A 19,213-nucleotide genomic window follows, 5' to 3' on the forward strand; every position below is an offset into this window, starting at 1 on the left:
TCAGCACGGTGGGTTTTGGCAATAACGGGCTTGCGAAAGCCAACTTGCACGGGGCGAATGATCAAAAAGTGCTCGCTGGCGGTGATAGGGAAAGTGTCGGCGCCGGCTTCACGGATTCAGGATATTATCTATATTTTCTGGCAGGACACCGCGCGTTAATTCCACAGTCAAGTCTTCATCAAGATATACTATCCAAGAACTTTCCCCATACTTGCATATCAAATGAGGAATGGAATCAGCACTTGTACAGAATGCAGCAATCTTTGGAACTTCAAAATCATTTATTGGCGGGCATAGGCCATGAAATTGCTTAAGATATTTTTCTCTAAGATAGACCACACCACTACTTTCCATCGCCGAGTAACCATGTTTAAAAAAATCAAACGGTACATACTCGTTTCCTTCTCTATATTTGACGGACATAAATCTTTCTGGCTGAATGCTTCCAAAGTACAACTTCCAAGTAGAAATATTTTTAGGCTTTTTACAGCTCAGCGCGGTTCTCTCGTCCTTAGAAAACGCTTTATAACTTGGATCTGTAGAATGCCCAAGACGGTTACGAAAGTTTTTTGATTCTCTTAGAATGTATTTACTGAATTTCTCAAAGTCAATGAGCCCACTCCAATCTTGTCGGTCGGTACCGCGGTATGCACTTATGTCTAGCGTTTGAAGATAAGTATCATCTAGGTCTATTCTGATCTTTGTTTTATCCATTGAGTATAACGTTTTACTAGATACACCCTCACGTTGACGGACTAAATCTAAATCACCCTTACCCGTTATTAAACTTCCCTCTGGCAGTCCATGATTCTTCCAACTTGGGCTCGTGGTTAACCAGACTACAGGAGCAAGGTCATTACCTAGCTCCATTCGATATACACCATAAGATAAACCAGAATGAAAAATGTCACAGGCCTGAAGCACTGACGTGTAGTGGTATAATTTCAAAAGGCTTTCCTTTCTATATTTTTATATTTGCTCAAGCAAACTTCAACATAGTGCCTGTGATAAAAATTTATAAACTTTCAGACTGAATGGCTTTTCTGCAATATGTTGCGTTGCATCGGTTCGTAAAATCATTTGGCATGTACTAGCGGTTATGGTGTTGGAGTAAAATTATTATCACAATTGCAGCCAGCAGCCCAGGAAAAATGTTCATGGCATTCTCCAAACCACGTTGAGGCCCACAGAAATGCCGATGATGGCGCCTAAGATTGATAACACGATCAACACACCTAAAGCGGGAGCATCTTTGCAACGAAGTAGACATTTTATGAGCTATTTCCTCTTTTCCTCTTTTCCTCTTTTCCTCTTATTCGACATTAGTCTGCCTAGCGGCGTGGTTTTCATTAAGACTTTGCTGCACGTCGTCGGCCATCCCGTCGAAGAGGCCTGGCTGGGCATCCACATTTGGGCCGGGGTTGTTGCCATTTGCCTGCCTAGCGGCGTGGTTTTCGTCAAGACGGCGTTGCATGTCTTCGGCCATGCCGTCGAAAAGGCCTGGCTGTGGCTCTTTTGTCCCTGGATTCAACTAGTAAGTGCAGCACCTGCGGTTTCTAGTGCTCCTAAGTATTCGCCTAAGAACACCTGCGCTGGGGTTCGGTATCCCAGTCGCTTCCTTGGTCTATCGTTTAGCTTATTGACGACACTTCGTAGCTCGGCATTGGTCACTTTGCGAAAGTCAGTACCTTTAGGAAAATACTGCCTAATCAGACCATTGGTGTTTTCATTAGTACCACGCTGGCATGAGCGGTACGGGTCGCAAAAATAGGTCTTAGCCGAGACGGCCTTGGCAACTTTCCGGTGCTCAGCGAATTCCGACCCATTATCCAAAGTGATGGAGTGCACTGCCCCTCGGCGTGGTGCCAATAACCGCGTCATTGCCTGAGCCGTTCTAGTGGCGGTGATTGTTGGCAGCCGCGCTGCCAAGAGGTAGCCACTGCGTCTTTCGACCAGGGTCACCAGTCCAGATTCTTTGTGGCCCTTAAGCACCGTGTCGCCTTCCCAATGGCCGATATGGCGCCGTTCTTCCACCTTGGCAGGGCGCTGCTCAATGCCTACTCGGTGCGGGATTTTGCCTAACCCCGCCCGCTTAGCCAAGTGGCGCTGATAGCGCCGCTGGCGTGGCAGTCGGAGCCGTTTCCATAAGGTTCCACCGTGCTTCTTGTCGTCCCAGATTAACGCATAGATCCATTGATGGCTTACGCAGACCCCGTTGGCATTGGCCATGAAGCCACTGATTTGCTGAGGGCTCCATTCGTCCATCAATTGGTCAGTGACCCAGCGAATCAGGCTGGGCAGCCGCTTCGTCACTTTCCAGGCAGTGCGTCGACGCTGATCACTTGCCGATTGAGCCTGTTCAGGCGCATAACCACTGGTCAGACCGTTGCGCTTTATCTCGCGACTAATGGTACTGCTATGGACACCAATCGCCTTAGCTATCTTTCGCTGGCTAATACCGGTCTCAAGATAGGCAAAAATTTGGTATCGTTGGCTCTGGGTCAGTTGTCGGTATCCCATGCTCTGCTTCACTTTGGTAGGTAAGGCAGAGAGGGTACCGGCGCTGACCCTCCTGCCTCTACCTTGTGGTCCAAAGTGCTGCGGTTATTCTATGAATCCAGGTCCCAAGGTCATCTGCGAGCGTGGTAGATGACATTATTCCTGCAAGAACCAACACTGCCACTCTTGTTATCAACATAATCAATATATTTCCTTGGCTTGGTGTTGCTCTTACTACTTCACCCTGGGAATCTTCACTCCCTCCAGAGTGTAGTGCTCTCCTAGCTCTATAGCGCGGCGCACCGATTCCAACACCGGCTTACGCACTGCGCGGTAGCGGGTAGAATCAGGCGAGGCGAACCAGCCCTTCACCGTCTCCACGCTATACCCAGTCAAGGTGGCCACATGACTCTGGTTCAAGCCATGCCGCTCCATCAGCTGTCGGAGAGCTTCATTCGTCGGTTTCTCTGAAGTGCTCATTAATATCTCTCTATATATCGCCACTGTGCCTACCAGCAACGCTCTTTCATGTATGGCGCCTTAAAGCGCATTCAGGTGAAGACTACGCCTCAAAGCCCCAGCAGCGCCTAGCGCGACACTTGGCACTCTTCTGTGTATGCGCTTCTGCAAGACCAGGGGAGTGTAGTGCGCCACACAGCGTGGACTCTCATAAGTCAAGGTCGATTTCCACTAGCAAATCGACTGCTTGGTGAATATCTATGGCAGACCAAGGCTCCAACTCAGCAACGAACTCATTGTCGCGAATCAGACGCTGGATCTCAGGGTCCTATTTGATCGTCTCGATCTGCACGGTTGATGCCATGAGGTTCACCATTTGGCATCTATTTTAATAGGTGCTGCAAATAGTTTAATGTGCAATGCACACATCTGCAATGCTTGGAAATATTTAGGCATTAAAACCCATCCACGATAAACACTTGGCTTTTAAGCTTCCGCAGTTCGGTAAGTCAGCTCAATAGTAACTAATAAAAAGTGTGCGCCTTAATTATAAAGTGTGCACTGTACTCTATTACAAAGGCCATCAGTATCACGACTTTAAGGCATTCCATGAACCTAGCGATCAACCTCGACACCGCTATGCTGGTTACATTCGAGCCTGCTCCTACCTCTCTGCCCGAGTGCGTTCGCTAGGACGTCCTCAATAGCCAGTCTGGGGTATGAGCCGCTAGGGTGAACGGCTCTCATGCGGCACAAGCGCCATATCGGATATTGTCTCGTATGCTTTTGAATAAACGCGTGCCCCCCGTGGGACTCTATGGAGAAGTCCTGAGCGTCATGCCGACGGTAGCCTTTTATATTATATTCTCGCTCTTCTGATACACGATTGGATTCAGCCTTCTTACAACGGTTCTAAGCTTGGAGCTAATCATCTTCTTGCCGCTGATCTACCGGCTTATCGTAACGCTTGATCAAATAGTACAAGCTGTGGCCTGACACTTCTAAATGCTCATCGACCTCGGCAAAACGATGGCCGCACTCTACCACTTGATTGACGGCTTCGATTTTAAATTCTTCAGTTCAACGGGGATGGCTCATGGTTCCTCCTAGATGACTTAGGTATAAGGCCTGGAGGTGTCTACGAAACCCGGGTGATTCATTTGTAGTAGCCTCACTTATGCGTTGTTTTGTCTATGCATAGCGTCATACCGCATGGGCGTGGCGAAGAGAATAGTATTAAAGTTTCCTGATGTTCAGCCGTAATACATTAGTTCTGACATACAGTAACGGTCTTTGAATGCATAAAATCGGACTTATAGCCCTATTCAGCTTGTTAGTATCAGCGAACACTTATGCAGACTCACCAACATTGGGCGAGTTCTTTGATGGGGCACAAGAATGCTCTAATGAAGTTGTCATAACTTCACAGCCTTTGCGTGAGCAAAATGGTGGAATGATCACCCTAAAATCTGTTCCTTTCGATGAAATCGATATCAGTCAGTATGATATCGCTACTTCACAGCATTCTATTATTCAACTAATCCCAGTTGCTGAGTCAACATATCTTGATGGTTCGTCTGCAGGGTCAGCATGGCGCAACTGTATGGCCAGTAAAGGTCTGCCAGTTCCTACCGGTACTCAAACAAACTAGCTCCGACTTGAGGCCTGCGCCGGTGCGGGTAGGTAGCACCCTTGAAGGCTTACATGCCTCGCTAGGTAGCCTATTTTCGAACCCGCAAATGAATATGCATTGGTCACTCCTTGCAACAGCGCGGTGACATCAGTCCTCGTCACACTGAGCTTGAAGTAAGTCAGCTATTTCCCGCTCGACAGACGCGACTGCTGGTTGCAGTGTTTCGTCTACTTCGTCACGACCCAGGCGGGCGATCTCTTTCCACCGCACCAGTGAGTCACGGGAGACAAGATAGGTACGCGCACAATCACCCTCTGAGGCTTCCTTCTGAAGCGACTCCAACAGCTCCAGGTCACGCATCGAAAAGACCTGAATGGCCGGTACAAGCAGCCCTGCCTCTTCTGCTTGTCGACCGAGTGAAGCCTTGTCCCAGTCACGTTCGGCCGCTTCGTAGGAAGAATGTGTGGTGGTCTGGTAACCACACCGCTGGCACACCAGCCAGTGCGCATGAAACCAGTCGGTGTTTCTTTTCAGATAGTCTGGACTGTCCTGACAGGCACAGACTGGGCATGAGGCTCGCTCGGTCATGGTGCTATCTGGCATATCAAAGTGAATGGGGGGCGGGGCGATGGCATTCATGCATGGCCACCCGAAAGCTGGCTCAGCGTCTGTGCACGAGCATTGGCTGATTCCCGCACAAGGTCGGGAGAAAAGCCGGCACCACAGTGAACTTCATTGATCATCACAAGTTGTAAATAGCCGCGATGAATCAAGTATTGGCCAAAGCCTAGATCCGAGATGTCCCGATGCGCATAGGCACCGGAAGCCTCCATCGCATTAATGTCGTCAATGGTTACGATGCCCTTATTGAGACTATCTAGTGTCGCTTCGCGATAAGGGGCCTGCAGGCAATACTGTTCGGCAAGCTCGCCCAGGTTGAAGTCAACAAGTGCTCGATATAGCCCGCTGCACTGGTAATGGGTCGCCCCACCGCTAGAGAGTGCTACCAGCTCGCCCTTGCAATGACTAGGTTTCGCCATCGCTTTGTCTCCTGTGATTGTGTTCGCTCCCCTTGGCAATACCGGCATGAGTCAGCTTGTGGGCGCTGAGCATGCAGGCATAGGCTGAGTGCATCGCATCGGCAATGATGCGATCGGCCAATTCAAGAGGGGTGGTATCAGTGATGCCAACACGCCGCAGATCCTGCTCAATAACGGCACGATGACGCTGGTAATCATGAAGTTCACTCACAAGCGCGTTGCCTGCGAGCAAATCCTGCTTGTTCGTTTCATGGAGTGCAGAGCCCATGTCTACCCCCTACGTTGCAGCACAGCTGGCTGTCTGGCGCCGAAGAAGCTCGGCCAGCCGATCTAAGGCTGTGATGGAGATCGTCCGCTCTCCCGCTGCACAGCGCGCCTCATGTCGGCGCAGCAGCGAAAGATCCCTTGGCGAGAAATCGTGTTCACAACAAAACTCTGCCTGTGTCATTTCTCTGTCCTTGAGCAGTTGCTCCAGGGCATCACGAAGTACGACAATATCGGCATACGCGAACCCTCCCTTTCCCAGCTCACTGTCATTATTCGCTTCACTCATACTGGGCACACCCAGCTCCGGTTCGAGGTTGCATGTACCGGCCTCGGTGTGTAGCGCACCTGCTACAACCAAGTTCTGCCCAATTTCGGGCGGTTCCTCGTGCAACCTGTCACCAGAGGAGGTAGGGCGCGGGGTGACACCCTCGGCGATTGCTTGCTGGCGCAGTTTGGATAGAGATGTGATAGCGAGCACCGCGGCCAGCTGGAAGATCAGCAGCGCCACCGCTTGCATCCCGATCAAGGCCTGCTGGCGCCAGGTCGAGCACTCGGCAGGGGGGCGCCGCCACGAGAGTTGCCAATTGGTTGTCGACCTCGGCGAGACGAGCCTGTGCTACCTGTATGGGTTCGAGCCAGCCCGCCCGGGCCTCACTATTTGCCCAGAAAGTATCGATGCTCTCCTCAAGACGCGAGGCCTCTAGGGCCAGCCGCTCGAGCTGCAGCTCCCGGCCAGCGTCGACGTGAGATGCCGACAGCCATTCCTCTACCAGAGGCTCACAAACCATATAGATGGGGCCGGTAAGCGTAAGCACGCTGGCGACCATGGCCAGCATTCGCCGCGCCAGCTGGCGCTGATACCAGAGCCACAATGCAACGACTTCTAGGAGAACAGCCTAGGCCCAGCCCATTGGACCTACAAACTCCGTCCAAAACTGAATCGCATGCACCTGCAGCAGCGCGATCGCGCCGGCAAGCACCAGCAAAGGTGGCACCATCTCAATGAAGCGTGTTGTCGGTGACTGATTGCCCATTACGTTGACTCTCCACAAAGCTCACACACTGCCGACTCTCCCTAGCCCCCTCACCAAGAGGGCAGGGGTAAACAGCTTTTCTAGTCCGTCTCCGGTTCGGATTCACCGCCTGCCGAGGTGACCACGGCCATCGGCGTTCCCAACTGCGGCGCAGAGGGAGGCGGCTGGTCAGGCTCCGCCGCAGCCATTCGTATACCGATCGTCAGCGCCAGCAGCGCCGACCAAGCGACCATCCAGTGAGTTAGAAAGCGACGATCTTTGAGATTGCCCCGGCCGAGAATGAGCAACACAGCGAGGAAGACGGCATACGCGAGAGCGCCGACCCAGAGAATGGCGATGAAGCCGCTCATGCCACACCTCCGGTCAAAGTCGCCTCTGCGTTCCCGGGTTGGGAGTTGCGGTTTAGCCAGCCTTGAATGCAGGCGGTATTTGGCTCGCCGCGATCCTGGGGAACACGTCTCTTCTGTTGTGCGACTTCAAGCGCTCGTTTGGCCATAGCTCTCTCCTTTATGGGTTGGTGATACTGTTAGGGCTGGCTGGCGCAACCAAATCGGTAGTGAGGTGAGCCGGCGCTGGCCGGTGACATGGTTGACGGCTCGCTTGATAGCAGAAGGGTGGCCAACCAGTACGACACGGCGCTTTCCACGAGTGAGGCTTGTATAAAGCCACTGTCGCTCAAGCATGTGCCAGTGCGATCGCACTAGAGGAATGACCACGGCCGGGAATTCGGACCCTTGCGCCTTGTGGCCGGTCATTGCATAGGCCAGTTGCAGCTTGCCGAGCGCGTCACTGGTGAACAGCACTTCTCTATCCTCAAACCGCGCCAGCACGGTTTTGTCTTCAGCGTCTGCCGACACTACATAGCCGAGATCACCATTAAAGACATCACGGTTGTAGTCATTCTCGGTCTGCACGATCTTGTCTCCTGGCGCCCATTGGCGCCCATTGGCGCCCATGGATCGTCACCGAGCCCCGATCGCCCGGGACGTGATAGCTTCGAAACGCTTCATTGAGAGCACGGGTTCCGACCGGACCACCGTGCATGGGTGTCAACACCTGCACCTCATAAAGAGGATCGAAGCCACGCGCCAGCATGTCTTCAGTGGCCACCCGCAATGCCACACGACACATCAGCTCGGGGTCACCGCCTTCCGGCACTTCGACAATCTCAAAGTCGCTATCTGGCACCGATTGAGGAGTATTGCCCTGGTTGACGGCGTGCGCCTGGACAGTAATTTGCGAGCCTGGCCCCTGTCGCCGGATCTGTTGAAGACGTGCCACTGGGATAGCACCCGAAGCGATCACATCGCGAAGAATGTTTCCCGGCCCAACCGAGGCCAATTGATCCTGATCACCGATGATGAACAGTCGTCAGTGGTCAGGCAGCGCCACCACCAGAGCCAGAAACAACGGCACATCGACCATCGATGCTTCATCAATGATCACTACATCCGCTTCGATCGGGTTGCTAGCATTAAACTCAAAGCCGCTGGCGCCAGCGCCCAGGAGACGATGAATAGTAGACGCCGGCCTCCCGGTTGCCTCCGACATTCGCCGAGAGGCACGGCCAGTTGGCGCACACAGCGCCAGCTCAAGGCCAGCATCATCCAGTGTCTGCGCCAGCACCTCAGTCACCGTGGTTTTCCCCACCCCCGGCCCACCCGTAAGCACAGCCACCCCATACGCAAGGCAGGTCTCCAATGCTTGGCGCTGCTCATCACTGAGCACCCGGCCATCCGACAGCTCGCCATCAACACGCACTTGGTTGCAGCCATTCCAATGCACCGCACGCGTTAGCAACGCGGTGGCGATGGTTCTCTCGGCTTCCACCAGCGAAGGCAGGCCAACTAGCCCGCCCTCAACACTTATAAGTTTTTCATGCGCCAGCAGCAGTTCAACAACCGAGGCCATGCGTGCCACGTCGACCCCGAGGAGCTGCGCGCCTTCCGAGGCCAATTCATCCGAGGTTGCCAGGGTATGCCCCGAGGCTGATCGTGCATCAACGACATGGCGAAGCCCCGCAATGAGTCGATCGCGGTGGGTCAACTCGCAGCCAAGAGATTGAGCCATAGTATCGGCTATACGAAACCCTATACCTCGAGTCTTCAATAAGGTGCGGTAGGGGTTGGCGGATACTTTCGCAATGGTCTCCTGGCCCAACTGGCGAAAGACCGACATTGCACGTGAAGCGCCCAGACCATGCCCCTGCAGGAAGATCAATGCATCACGCGCTTCTTGGTACTCATTCCAGCTCGCCGCTATCCCCACTGCCTTCTTCTTACCGATGCCTGACACAGCCCGTAAGGCCTTTTCGTCACCGAGTACGTCGCGCAGCCCATCACCGAAATGGGCGACCAACCGCGCAGCGAACTTGGGGCCAATGCCGGCCACCTTGCCACTCGCAAGGTATGCACCCAGCGCTTTGGACTCCTGAGGTATTTGCGTGATGAGCCGATCGGCTTTGAACTGCTTGCCGAACTTAGGATGCGTGCCCCAAGTGCCGCGGGCCTGCACAGACTCCCCCTCGTTGAGCGGCTGACATACAGCCACCAGCGTTACCTCCTGTTCCTGAGCATCGCGCACAGTCAGGATCTGAAATCTCTCATCACCTACGAAACGAACGGCACTGATCACGCCGATCAATTCCTCAAGGTTGTCCATGGATCGCCCTCGCAAATAAAAAAAACCCGGCTGGGGAGGCCGGGTGAGGTACAGGGAAACAGGCTCTTACTGGGGAGCGTGGATTGTCAGCACGCCCGGGCCGCGCCCGACTTCAAACTCTGGATCTGCTACTGGGGAGCCCTCTGAGTTGAGAGTGAGAGAGAAGCCGGATCAGGGCTAACTCAGAGGGCTCTCCGGTAGCCCCGTTACCGAGACGACCAGACGGCTAATGCGCATCCCCGAAGCCGTGTCAGGGGAGAGAGGAGATAGCGGACGCAATCCGCTTAATTCGTTCGGCGATGGGTTGTTAAGCTGTTTCTGCTTACTATGTGTTACTATACTAGACGACATTTTTTAAGAATACAACACACTTTAGAGATGAAAGACATCGTATTGTCGGTTGCTTCTGAGCGGTGCTTATTCCGCTTACTTTCCTCTACCGAAGGACGACCTTCAGGATGACATCACGAGCACTCATTCTGTGTGAGAAACACTCCGACCAGGCCGACAAAATAGCCCCTGCTTTAGGTCTTACGCGCAGCGGCAACGCCTACACCGGCACCTGGAATGGCATCACACTTACCTTAGTTTGGGCCGCTGGGCATTTGCTGGCGCCTGTTGAGCCTTCCGAGGTGAGCCCAGAGGCCAATTGGCGCGATCCCCGCAGTCTTCTGCCCCTACCTACCGCCTTTCCTCAGACGCCTACCGACCGCGGTAAGAAATACCTGGGAAACCTTAAAAAAGAACTCTCTCAAGCAACAGAAGTATGGTTGGCCACCGATCCAGACCGCGAAGGCGAAGCCATCGGGTACGAGATCCTGCAATACGCTAAGTACCGCGGTTCGGTGAAGCGGATGTGGCTGACCGGCTCTATGGAAGCGGCCGATGTTCAGGCCGCGGCCAAGCGCCTCAGGAACGCCGGAGAAACCATATCTTTCTGGCGGGCTCAGCAGGCCCGCGCCAACGCGGATGGCTTCTGGCAGTACCTTGTCCGTGCATACACGGCAACCGCACGCATGGGCCTTATGGGTAGCGATTTAGCCAAAGGCAAGGGCAAGGCTGGGCTCGTGTCGGCCGGCCGCGTACAGTCCGCCACCCTTGGGCTAGTTGTTACCCGCGATCGCACAATCGAAGCCTTTATTCCAGTCGATCACTACCAGGCAAAGATTACCCTGGGCGGGGGCGAGCTGACCTATTCTCCAGCCACCCCAATAGCTGGCGCCAGCAGCATCCAACTGCAGGATGAAGGCAAGCCAATGTTCCTGGACAGGGCAGCCATGTTGGCCTTCACCAAGCGCTTAGAGACCGTCGATAACGCCGCCATTCTGGAGGCCGAGACAAAGCAAACAGCCAAACATCCACCGCTGCCATACAGCCTCACAGCGCTTCAGCGAGACATGTCAAAAAAGTACGGCCTCACGGCCACACAGACGCTGAAAGCAGCCGATTCAATGCGAAGCGATGGTTACCTGACCTACCCCCGAACAGAGCATGGCGAATTGCCCGCAAGCCTCTATAACCGGACCGATCTGTTGGCCATTTTGGGGGGCGCAGCAAAGGCTGATGACACGCTCATGACGCCAGCTCGGCAAGCTGGACGCCGGCATTGCATGGAGGGTGCCGAGGCGCCACGTCCACGCTGTTTTACCGACAAGCCCATGAACCACCACGGGATCATCCCAACGCGCAAGACACCGAACCTGTCAGAACGCACTGAGGCCGAGCAAAAGGTTTATCTGGCCTGCGCAAAACAATTCATCCAGGCCCTCCTACCAGCCGCTACCGTCGAGTCCCTGAGTGTCCGCGCCAGCATAGATGTTGAGGACGTGATTGAGCGACAGCCAGCGCTGTTTGCAGGCACCTTCAAACGCATCATTGACCCCGGCTGGATGACTGCTTTCGAGGCCCACAAAGAGCAGAAAGACCTGCCGCCACTGGTGACCGGCGCTAACACTCCCGTCGAGGCAGTAAGGCTTCATGAGGCACGCACAGAGCCGCCCAAACACTTCACGCTGCACGACTTACTGAGCGCAATGCTCAATGCAGGCCGGCACGTCGATGGTGAAGATGCAGAAGCACTCCGAAAAGCTGAAGGGATAGGCACTCCAGCCACTCGGGATACCGTTTTGCAGACATTGTTTGATCGTGAATACATAACCACCAAGCGTAAGGGCAAACAGCTGCTTATTGTCTCCACCCCGCGAGGCCGCGCATTCATCGATAACACCCCCTCCGAACTCTCCGATGTGCGTGTGACAGCCGCCTGGGAGCGCCAGCTCGATGCGATCCAGAACGCACCCAACGACACAGCGGCAAAGCATGCCCGTGACAATTTTATAACCGCTCAACGCGACTTCATCACCACCCGTATCAAAGAGGCAATCGACATCATGGACAATGCACCCGAGGCTGTTTTGGCAACGGCCAATGGCCCCACAGAGAACATGGTTTCTGCTGCACGAAAGCTAGCTGCAGCTCGCAGTCTCACGCTACCAGAAGGCATCGAAAAGAGCTTCGAGCTGTGTCGCTCATTTCTGGACGAAGTAATGCAGCAAACACCGCCACCAACTGACAAGATGAAGGCCTTGGCGATGCGCTTAGCGGATGAGAATGAGGTGACATTGAATGGAGAGCTGACCTCCTTCAGGGAGTGTAAAACATTCATCGACAAGTACATGCAGATCCAGGCACCGACCGCGAGAATGATAGCTGCTGCTGAGTCTGCAGCGAAGCGCTACAAAGTAACGCTACCCGAGGCTGCCCGCACCTCAATACAAGAGTGCCGCGTGTTCCTCAACGAGCACCCACGCTAGCCGCGCCGAGAGGTAGGCCGGGCACCCCTTGGGCGGGGCAAGGGCACAAGTACGATCACATCAAAAGCTACCGAACAAGACAATCCCTCGCCAAGGAAGGCGTTCAATTTAACACCTGCCAGACGTACCCGCTCACCACCTTTAAAGCACACAGAAAATATCCTTTAAGATTGATAGGAGACGATAGGAACCGTTATGCATGAAGCCCACCAAGACGACGATGAACTACTGGTTGAAAGCACTAATCAACGTCGCTCACGCCGTACAGTTGATAGAGAGGTACTAGCTCACGAGGCCGAGCTAATGGTCGGCGCACTGACGGCAGATATAGATGCAATTATGGGGGAGTACACAAGGCAGCTACTGGACATCGTTGAACGCATCAGAGAAGCCCAACCACGCACCCATGGTGCGGTACTTTTAGATGTTAGTCGGTGTGGTTATGGATGCCTCGGTTGCCCTCACCCGGTATGGCGTAAATGGGTCAACCGACAACAGCATAGCCGGCATTCTCCATCAACCTGGCATGCTGTGAGAATACAGCGACCAGGGGTAGCAGCAAGAGCGAAATCTGTACCTCAAGAGGCACGGGAACTGATAGCAGAAGCTCTCGTGCTGATCGAACGTAGGGCACGCTTCATCGACCATTTGAAGCGCATCAATAAGGCCATTGGTACTGCACGTCACTATCGACCAGAGCTAGGCCAACATGGCGGCAAAGAGGACAGCTAGACGCTCTTTTTTTTGCGCACCAACTGATTCCTCTATGGCTGGGAGTGTCACTCTACAAGCCGTTTTTGAGACGCTGAACTGGCCTCAAGCGGGCTTAGATGTTCACCGTAATGGTGAACGCACCATGATGCATCTCACCCATTATATGTGTACTCGCTATGCGCGTTACTCCTTCCTACGGAGAGCTATACCCATGGGCAACCACCCTTTGGGTATCCTTGTACGGGGGATGGATGACAGTTACTAAATGACCGCGCTGGTAGGTATGAGAGGGTGGGGGAGAGGTAATACCCCATACGGGAATCAACCTCCATGAAAGCACCTCCTAATACAATATGTATTCCCTTATATATGAGATCCCAAGCGCGCCATTGCTGACCAAGCTGGCGCCTTCGGTGCGTGAGCAACAACGGTGAAAACGTCCTTGTCGGGGTGTGGGAAGGCCACGCCACCGCGCTCTATGCTGGCGCCTTCGATGCGTGAGCAGCAACGGTGAAAACGTCCTTGTCGGGGTGTGGGAAGGCCATGCCACCGCGCTCTATGCTGGCGCCTTCGATGCGTGAGCATGAGGAGACAATAGCGGGCTAGAACGAAGTTGAATCGGGGCGGTTTAAGGAATTAGAAATCGCAAATATTAGGCGTTTCGAGGCTTGCCTCGTGATAGGCCGCGAAGCGGCCCATGTGCTTTTCGTGGACAGCAGAAGAAAGATCGCTTGCTCTCCCACAGCAGTCCTGCTTGCTCTAACAAAACGAAGTGACTTGGGGCGTTTTTCCGGCTTTAACTATAGCAAATCTAGGCGTGTCGTGGCCTGGCTCTTATTCAGCCGCGTAGCGGCTCATGTGCTCTCGTTGACTCAACAAATAACTGCAACGGTGAACACAACAAGAAAGCACACCAAGCAGCACATAAAACCATTCAAAAAGTTGTAGAAAAACCTTCTAAAATAGATACGCGCTAACACAGAATACCGCCTAAAATTAGTCGTTTATATGCAATTCCAGAGATGTTCGTAAACTATCTTTTATTGAGATGGGCGAAGATAGCCGGAGCTACCGCGCCGTATAACTCGAACGATTCACGGCCTTATAATCAAATCAGGGTAGTTCGGGGGATGTTCCCTGTCCCTGGCCTAAGGCATGCCTAGTCACCGTGGTTTCAAAGCTACGCTCACCACTGCCACGGGAACTGCATCATTTTCTTGGAAAGGGAAGACCCTATTCCTGACTGGGATATTCCCCCCTGAATTCATCCATGCTCTTGAGCAGGTCCAGGTAATCTACCCCACCCGTAATAAGGCGGGTCTTTGTAGCGCGTTCATACATCCACACACTCCATAACTTCATATGCGTTGAGGCGCCTTCAAGGTCCTTGGGCATCATCCCTCCCCACTCTGGATCGTCAGCCATAAACTGGAGTGCCCGATCAATGGCACGATCCAGATCATTTCGGGGCGAGTAAAAGTCAGACAGATGTACCTGCTCGGCCAGGATCAAAACCGCAAGCACCGGATAGTTCAGAAACTCTGCAAACTTTTCAATCACATCCCGGCCCAGGCTACTGGCAAGCCTACGTCCAGTTTTCAAGTGGCTTAGAGTGCTCGGCGCAATGCCAAGGTGGTCGGCTAGGTCTGTGGAAGCCAGCCCTTCGCCAACAGCTCTCTCGAAGATAACCTGAACCAACTTATAGCCAGGCGTTTCGGGCTCGATTTGCAGGTAGTCAGTTCTTGGTCCTTTGGGCTTTCCCCTCTGTCCATCCTTAGGGCCTGAACCCCCTTTACGGATTCCTGCGTCGATGACCTTCTGTAGGTCTTTATCATTTTTTCCCTGATCCAAGTTTTTCTCCCCATATGACGTCAGCATGTCATCTAGTCAAATAGAACTATACCGGATAACAAATTCTAATACTTATTGCCTATCCAGCGCCGCACGCTCAGCGGCAAGATTGCATCGCTACATCTTAACCCAGGAGTAAGCAATGCTCATCGGCCGTATTGAACACGATCCCAAAAAACACTTTCCGCTGCAGTTGCCGGAGTCAACGCTTGGCCGCCTTGAACTGTACAAAGAACTTTATCAGCAGACATTCGGCGAGAAAGTTGCAAATAACGATCTCGTGGACCTAATGCTCACGAATGTCATGGATAGAGACCGTGAATTCAAGCGGTTCTTGAGAGAGGAGGAACGAAAGAAAAAACTGGAAGCAAAACAACAGGAACGAGGCACAGGAACTAGCCCCTCAGCTGGTGAAGCTGAAACCGAATCTCACGCTGAGGCACAAAGCCATCAGCGTGAGCAGCACCAGGCATAAGGGTACTAGGTCTCGATATGCTGCGCTTGGATGATCTCACACATCTGTTCTACCTGGGGAACAACACGTCTCCACTTGGTACGCAGAACACGGTGATTGCCTGTAGCCCAACTGCGCACAGAGGTAACAGCCTCGTCAGCAGCCACGGCTATCTGGCGTGGGGTCATTACTTCCATCCAGCGCTCTACAGTAGCTTTGATCTCTTTGGAATCGACCCAAGCACCGCCTTCGATAGCGACGTGCTCGGACATTATTTCATTAAGAGCATTGAGCACTTTGTCATATCCGACCTTTCGAGGGACCGCTCCCCCTGTCCAGGTATGAATGGATGCCACGGAAATCGAGCATCCAAGTTTCCCCGTCAGGTGCTCTGCGATCTTGGCCAGAGTCATGCCGTAATCGTCTCGCAGAGTAGCAATATGTCGAGCCAAGTCACTGTCGGTCTTGCTGCGTTCAGCACGCCCACGGGTTGTCGGAATGCTGATCTTGATTTCGCAGCCATGCCTCTCGAGCGTGTTGATCAGGTCGTTCAGGAGTGCGTCACGCATGACTAACCTCTATGAATATTTGGCAAGTCACCCGCCTTCTGAAATGCAGCGACTTGTTGGTTGGACGGCAGCCCGTTTGCATATCCCCAGGCAATGGCAGGAGGACATGAAGCAGGAAATATACGTTGCCTGGTTTTCTAAGGAATATGACCCTTCGTATTCCCATGATGCGATCATGAAATATGCTGGTGAGGCGGCTTTCCTCGCGGTCAGCACATGGCGCCGCCATACCATCCTACCAGTGACCGTTCATAAAGCCGGTCAGGCTGATAGCGAACCCAGGGCTGAGCAGTTTGATCTGATGGCTGAACAGATCCCTGGTTTCACTGAAGAGTTCAACGACGAAATCGACATTGACCCTGAGGCTTTCGTTGAGACCACTTCGATGGCTTCAGCGCACCTCATCGACCTACCCAAACGCTCAGCTCGAACTGAGCTGTCTCATGAAAACTTGTTGGCCCTTCACTGCGAAGGCCTTTCGCCCGCTGAGATCGCAGCTGCAGCGAACATGACCGAGCGCAGCGTATACCGCAGATTGGAACGCCTTAAACATGGAAACCGTAGTACAGTATAGTAAAATTGCAGCGTTATCGGTAGCACTCTTAGGAGCTGCTTTATCCACTACCGCACTTGCCTCTGATCAGGACCTAGGTGTACTTGGCCCTACTTGGGAAATCGTAGAGCCCGACATGCGGCTGGCGATCGTGGCAGAGGCGCATGGTGTCGACTGGGACTCCGTAAATGAGCACCTAGCAGGGCAAGCTCAAAATCATACGAGAGACATCCCCGATTGGTTCGTCCCGATTGCCGAGCATACCGAAACTCACTTCGTAGATCCGTCCTATACGCTAGGTGAAGACATCGAAGCCTTGAAGCGGCAATCCGATGGTACATACCAGTGGGGAGTCATCTATGAGGCCGGCACCAAGGTCAACCCCCTCAAGCACATACAGCCAGAGAACTGGCTCCTCGTTGTTGATCTTCGAGCCGATGATCAGCGTGAACTGGCCATGACGTTAAAGGCCCGACACCCAGCCAACCTAACAGTAATCGTCACAGCAGGAGACCCAGGTAGTTTGGCGTCTGATCTTGGCCAAGCCGTGTACTTCGCAGAGGAATGGCATTTCGATCGGCTGGGCATTACGCATACCCCCTCTTTAGCTGGCGTTCGGGACAGTCATCCTGACGTAATCGAAGTGACCCATTTCGCCTATCCCTACGATGTCACCACCCTGGAGGAACACCTGCCATGAAGAGGTTACTACTCTCTGTTCTGACTGTTGCAGCTCTCACAACGGGGAGCGCCTATAGCGCATCCCCGTTATCGGGTTCTGCCGCATGTCGGGGAGAGATTTTCAATCCCATCAACGACGCGAACTGGAACAACATGTTTCCGGTAACGGTAGCTGGAATTTCCATGGGGGGTGGGTCTAATCCTTCCCTTATGCACATGGACTCAATCTGTTTGTGTCCTGGGCCCTATGGCATCGACATGCCAGGGATCGGCATGACGTTCTGGGAACCAACGTTCCTCGCTGAAGTGGCGCGAACACCTGGCTGTATGTCGACGCTCGGTGGCACGCAGGTACTAACCGGATACGACTCCCTGACTTCTAACCAAACGTATGGCTCGGGACGTGGAGATAGCAGCGTTACCAGGATGCAAATCCACTGGTATATCTACCCTCTGTTCAGTGTACTCAACATGATGAGTTCGCTGGGGTGCATGAATACCTCCGGATTTAACCTTGCAGACCTCACTGAGGTCGACGCCACTTGGCAGGATGACACTTGGACATCCATCGCATTTCCAGAGTCAGCTCTCTTCGCCAATCCAGTTGGTGCTCTCTCGTGCATCCCTGACGCCGTAGCTTCTGCAGCGGGTCGCCCCCTAGACATGATGTTCTGGTGTCAGGGCTCTCAGGGCGTCGTGTATCCCCTCACTGGCTCAAGCACCACTCACAGCTCCCCCCAAGGTGGGAATCTCCACGTCCTTGGCAAGTACATGCAGCGTAAGACACGCATGGCGGGCCTGTTATCAACGACCGGCCCTTGGGCTGAATGCCAATCCGTTTACCTGCCGAACATGATTCGCAGCCAATACCGTATTGACCCGGTGGCCCCTGTTGCCAGCAACCAAACTGCTGTTCTTGGAATGTCCGAGTTCCGCTGGGGGATGCTGCCTCCCGCCAACACCGCTGTTCGTACTGATTCCGCATTCTTGATCTGGGTAGGTAAGCAATGCTGCGCACTCTGACCGCTATTACTTTGACGCTATTCAGCACATCGGCGTTAAGCCAACAAACACCCGTACAAGCCGCTCAAGACGCTTTCTCTGCTCTTCAAGGGTCACAGGCACCTAGTGGCCTATTCGCTGGCCAGAAGAGCCCTGAGGCAATCCTGGAGGCGATGGGCGCGAACACAAGCGGATCAACCGCAGGCCAAGCAGCCGGCTCTGAGATGCTAGGAAACGTCCGGGCCCAAGGTCAGACCGGGGGGATCGCAGACCCTGAAATGGCCGCTGAATGGCAAGCACTGAGGGATTCGTTAGACCTAGGTGAACAGGATCGACTGTATTTCTTCATCTCATTTTCAATGCCCGAAAGCTTGATTCGTGGCTATGCACTTGATGCAGCCAGAGCAGGAGGCGAGCTGGTTCTGCGCGGAGTGGAGCCGGGTATAACGCTCCGTGACTTCACCATGGAGCGCTTGCTGAAGGTACTACGCCCGGGAGGCATGACAGCACCGATCCAGATCGACCCGCGACTGTTCGATACCTACGAGATCGAGACCGTACCCACGATTGTCCTTGCCAAGGAAGATCCCATGGGCGTGTGTCAGACCGCCAAGCGCCAAATAGGCGAAATCGATGGTCAGCAGCTCGAGTACCAGGGATGCCCTAAGGGCAACCCAGACAATTACTGGAAGGCTGAAGGGTCAGTAACTGCCCTATATGCCTTAGAGCAATTCAACAAAGGCGGTGCCGGCAATGCCGAGGTCTACATCAATGCGCTCAAGGGCGAGGGCGCCGAAAGCGCTCCTGAGCAGGGAGGCGTTGCGTCAGCACAGTGGGAGTCGATGAGCGACGAGCTAGCTGAGCGCAACGCACAACGACTCCGTGAGCGCTATCAAGGCACTGATCGCGAAGTTTACGACACGCCAATGGGGCCGGCCGTTGGTCCCGCGGGACAGAATATTGATCATCTCTGGGAGGAGTGA

21 protein-coding genes and 2 pseudogenes are annotated in these 19,213 nt (G+C 53.7%); 8 read left to right on the top strand and 15 right to left on the bottom strand.

Annotation, left to right across the window (positions count from 1 at the left end):
- Positions 1–108: 108 nt before the first annotated feature.
- The 5 genes and pseudogenes from HUO07_RS14570 to HUO07_RS22245 form a co-directional block, all read right to left on the bottom strand.
- On the bottom strand, positions 109–948 hold the full coding sequence (locus HUO07_RS14570; RefSeq protein ID WP_176304206.1) for a hypothetical protein: 840 nt from the start codon (positions 946–948) through the stop codon (positions 109–111).
- A gap of 364 nt (positions 949–1,312) precedes the next feature.
- Complete coding sequence (locus tag HUO07_RS14575) at positions 1,313–1,531, bottom strand: hypothetical protein (protein ID WP_176304207.1); 219 nt, start codon at positions 1,529–1,531, stop codon at positions 1,313–1,315.
- A complete protein-coding gene (locus HUO07_RS14580) occupies positions 1,528–2,520 on the bottom strand; it encodes an IS30 family transposase (protein WP_176304208.1) in 993 nt (330 codons plus the stop codon). Before HUO07_RS14580 ends, HUO07_RS14575 begins: the two co-directional genes overlap by 4 nt.
- A gap of 213 nt (positions 2,521–2,733) precedes the next feature.
- Positions 2,734–2,979 (bottom strand): hypothetical protein, encoded by a 246-nt coding sequence (locus HUO07_RS14585; protein WP_113270605.1) that lies wholly within the window; start codon positions 2,977–2,979, stop codon positions 2,734–2,736.
- A gap of 906 nt (positions 2,980–3,885) precedes the next feature.
- Positions 3,886–4,035, bottom strand: a pseudogene (locus tag HUO07_RS22245) (transposase); the annotation flags it as partial.
- A gap of 220 nt (positions 4,036–4,255) precedes the next feature.
- Between HUO07_RS22245 and HUO07_RS14590 the strand changes: the two are divergent.
- Positions 4,256–4,609, top strand: a complete 354-nt coding sequence (locus HUO07_RS14590; protein WP_146779539.1) for a hypothetical protein — start codon at positions 4,256–4,258, stop codon at positions 4,607–4,609.
- Between the two features lie 129 nt (positions 4,610–4,738).
- Here the strand turns inward: HUO07_RS14590 and HUO07_RS14595 are convergent, their stop codons facing one another.
- From HUO07_RS14595 to HUO07_RS14635, 8 genes and pseudogenes are all read right to left on the bottom strand, one after another.
- Positions 4,739–5,230 (bottom strand): hypothetical protein, encoded by a 492-nt coding sequence (locus HUO07_RS14595; RefSeq protein WP_113270606.1) that lies wholly within the window; start codon positions 5,228–5,230, stop codon positions 4,739–4,741.
- The gene (locus HUO07_RS14600) at positions 5,227–5,631 is read right to left on the bottom strand and encodes a hypothetical protein (RefSeq protein ID WP_113270607.1); all 405 of its coding nucleotides are present in this window, start codon (positions 5,629–5,631) and stop codon (positions 5,227–5,229) included. The genes HUO07_RS14595 and HUO07_RS14600 overlap by 4 nt, the downstream gene beginning before the upstream one ends.
- A complete protein-coding gene (locus HUO07_RS14605; RefSeq protein WP_127061337.1) occupies positions 5,618–5,899 on the bottom strand; it encodes a hypothetical protein in 282 nt (93 codons plus the stop codon). Before HUO07_RS14605 ends, HUO07_RS14600 begins: the two co-directional genes overlap by 14 nt.
- Before the next feature lie 9 nt (positions 5,900–5,908).
- Positions 5,909–6,289, bottom strand: coding sequence for a hypothetical protein (locus tag HUO07_RS14610; RefSeq protein ID WP_113270609.1), 381 nt, complete (start codon positions 6,287–6,289; stop codon positions 5,909–5,911).
- Positions 6,290–6,293: 4 nt separating this feature from the next.
- Positions 6,294–6,734: a hypothetical protein gene (locus tag HUO07_RS14615; protein ID WP_113270610.1), complete on the bottom strand. Its 441-nt coding sequence runs from the start codon at positions 6,732–6,734 to the stop codon at positions 6,294–6,296.
- A gap of 278 nt (positions 6,735–7,012) precedes the next feature.
- A complete protein-coding gene (locus tag HUO07_RS14620; protein ID WP_127061340.1) occupies positions 7,013–7,282 on the bottom strand; it encodes a hypothetical protein in 270 nt (89 codons plus the stop codon).
- A 126-nt stretch (positions 7,283–7,408) separates the two neighbouring features.
- Complete coding sequence (locus HUO07_RS14625; protein ID WP_176304209.1) at positions 7,409–7,846, bottom strand: ATP-dependent DNA helicase; 438 nt, start codon at positions 7,844–7,846, stop codon at positions 7,409–7,411.
- Positions 7,830–9,593 (bottom strand): annotated as a pseudogene (locus HUO07_RS14635) (AAA family ATPase). Before HUO07_RS14635 ends, HUO07_RS14625 begins: the two are co-directional and overlap by 17 nt.
- Positions 9,594–10,051: 458 nt before the next feature.
- On the opposite strand from HUO07_RS14635, the gene HUO07_RS14640 reads away from it, so the two are divergent.
- Both HUO07_RS14640 and HUO07_RS14645 read left to right on the top strand, forming a co-directional pair.
- On the top strand, positions 10,052–12,406 hold the full coding sequence (locus tag HUO07_RS14640; protein ID WP_176304210.1) for a DNA topoisomerase: 2,355 nt from the start codon (positions 10,052–10,054) through the stop codon (positions 12,404–12,406).
- A gap of 195 nt (positions 12,407–12,601) precedes the next feature.
- On the top strand, positions 12,602–13,138 hold the full coding sequence (locus tag HUO07_RS14645) for a hypothetical protein (protein WP_035561874.1): 537 nt from the start codon (positions 12,602–12,604) through the stop codon (positions 13,136–13,138).
- Positions 13,139–14,353: 1,215 nt separating this feature from the next.
- Here the strand turns inward: HUO07_RS14645 and HUO07_RS14650 are convergent.
- Positions 14,354–14,971, bottom strand: coding sequence for a helix-turn-helix domain-containing protein (locus HUO07_RS14650; protein ID WP_127061347.1), 618 nt, complete (start codon positions 14,969–14,971; stop codon positions 14,354–14,356).
- 142 nt (positions 14,972–15,113) lie between these two features.
- Here HUO07_RS14650 and HUO07_RS14655 point away from each other — a divergent pair, with 142 nt between their 5' ends.
- Entirely contained in the window at positions 15,114–15,446 is a 333-nt protein-coding gene (locus HUO07_RS14655; protein ID WP_035561868.1) for a DUF2274 domain-containing protein, read from the top strand.
- 5 nt (positions 15,447–15,451) lie between these two features.
- Here HUO07_RS14655 and HUO07_RS14660 read toward each other — a convergent pair whose 3' ends face one another.
- A complete protein-coding gene (locus tag HUO07_RS14660; RefSeq protein ID WP_035561865.1) occupies positions 15,452–15,994 on the bottom strand; it encodes a hypothetical protein in 543 nt (180 codons plus the stop codon).
- Between HUO07_RS14660 and HUO07_RS14665 the strand changes: the two genes are divergently transcribed.
- The 4 genes from HUO07_RS14665 to HUO07_RS14680 all read left to right on the top strand — a co-directional run bounded on the left by HUO07_RS14665 (position 15,993) and on the right by HUO07_RS14680 (position 19,213).
- Positions 15,993–16,568: a helix-turn-helix domain-containing protein gene (locus HUO07_RS14665; protein ID WP_035561861.1), complete on the top strand. Its 576-nt coding sequence runs from the start codon at positions 15,993–15,995 to the stop codon at positions 16,566–16,568. The two genes, HUO07_RS14660 and HUO07_RS14665, sit on opposite strands and share 2 nt — an antisense overlap.
- A 115-nt stretch (positions 16,569–16,683) precedes the next feature.
- Entirely contained in the window at positions 16,684–17,247 is a 564-nt protein-coding gene (locus HUO07_RS14670) for a hypothetical protein (RefSeq protein ID WP_176304211.1), read from the top strand.
- A 134-nt stretch (positions 17,248–17,381) separates the two neighbouring features.
- Positions 17,382–18,251 carry a TraU family protein gene (locus HUO07_RS14675; RefSeq protein WP_246009098.1) on the top strand — a complete coding sequence of 290 codons (870 nt, stop codon included), beginning with the start codon at positions 17,382–17,384 and terminating at the stop codon, positions 18,249–18,251.
- On the top strand, positions 18,236–19,213 hold the full coding sequence (locus HUO07_RS14680) for a type-F conjugative transfer system pilin assembly protein TrbC (protein ID WP_113270621.1): 978 nt from the start codon (positions 18,236–18,238) through the stop codon (positions 19,211–19,213). Before HUO07_RS14675 ends, HUO07_RS14680 begins: the two co-directional genes overlap by 16 nt.

The organism is Vreelandella maris (assembly GCF_013371085.1).
GTDB classification, from domain to species: domain Bacteria; phylum Pseudomonadota; class Gammaproteobacteria; order Pseudomonadales; family Halomonadaceae; genus Vreelandella; species Vreelandella maris.